Source organism: Coprococcus sp. AF21-14LB (genome assembly GCF_003458885.1).
Classification (GTDB): domain Bacteria; phylum Bacillota; class Clostridia; order Lachnospirales; family Lachnospiraceae; genus UBA9414.
This window is the reverse complement of record NZ_QRVX01000137.1, coordinates 1-750: the sequence shown is the minus strand read 5'-3', so window position 1 is coordinate 750 and position 750 is coordinate 1. Positions and strand designations below refer to the sequence as shown.

The 750-nt window shown below is 48.3% G+C and carries 2 tRNA genes and 2 rRNA genes; all 4 read right to left on the bottom strand.

From position 1 onward, the window contains the following. Window positions 1-131 precede the first annotated feature (131 nt). Window positions 132-204 (bottom strand) — tRNA-Ala (locus DWX73_RS13400). Between the two features lie 87 nt (window positions 205-291). Continuing rightward, window positions 292-364: transfer RNA gene (locus DWX73_RS13395), tRNA-Ile, on the bottom strand. A 13-nt stretch (window positions 365-377) separates the two neighbouring features. Continuing rightward, window positions 378-495 (bottom strand): 5S ribosomal RNA (gene rrf, locus DWX73_RS13390). A gap of 59 nt (window positions 496-554) precedes the next feature. Beyond that, window positions 555-750: ribosomal RNA gene (locus DWX73_RS13385) — 16S ribosomal RNA — on the bottom strand; the annotation flags it as partial.

Below are 750 nucleotides of genomic sequence, written 5' to 3'. Positions count from 1 at the left end.
TGATTCATTTGAATCAGTGTTTCGAATAATTATTATTTAATAACAATTACCTCGGATGTCTTGATATTTTCATCAATTTATTTCTTATATGCGGTTTTCAAGGTACATTCTATGTGTGTCTTCCGACACAGTGGAGATAACGAGATTCGAACTCGTGACCTCCTGCTTGCAAGGCAGGCGCTCTCCCAACTGAGCTATACCCCCATAGAGTGTTTATTCTTTTTTCAATAGATATGGGCTTAAGTGGGCCTTACCTCCTCGGATCAGGCTTCCTTGCCTTTTCAATAGATATGGGCTTAAGTGGACTCGAACCACCGACCTCACGCTTATCAGGCGTGCGCTCTAACCGGCTGAGCTATAAGCCATATTCTTTTATGATCTGGCGGCCACCTACTCTCCCACACCGTCTCCAGTGCAGTACCATCGGCCGCTTAGGTCTTAACCATCGTGTTCGGGATGGGAACGGGTGTCTCCCCTAAGCGCATCGCCACCAGAAAGCCTTGAGTCCTTAATAACTCAACAATAGACAACAGCTCTTACTTCTTCTTCCTTAGAAAGGAGGTGATCCAGCCGCACCTTCCGATACGGCTACCTTGTTACGACTTCACCCCAGTTATCCGTCCCGCCTTCGGCAGCTCCTTCCCTAAGGTTAGGTCACTGACTTCGGGCGTTACTGACTCCCATGGTGTGACGGGCGGTGTGTACAAGACCCGGGAACGTATTCACCGCGACATGCTGATTCGCGATTAC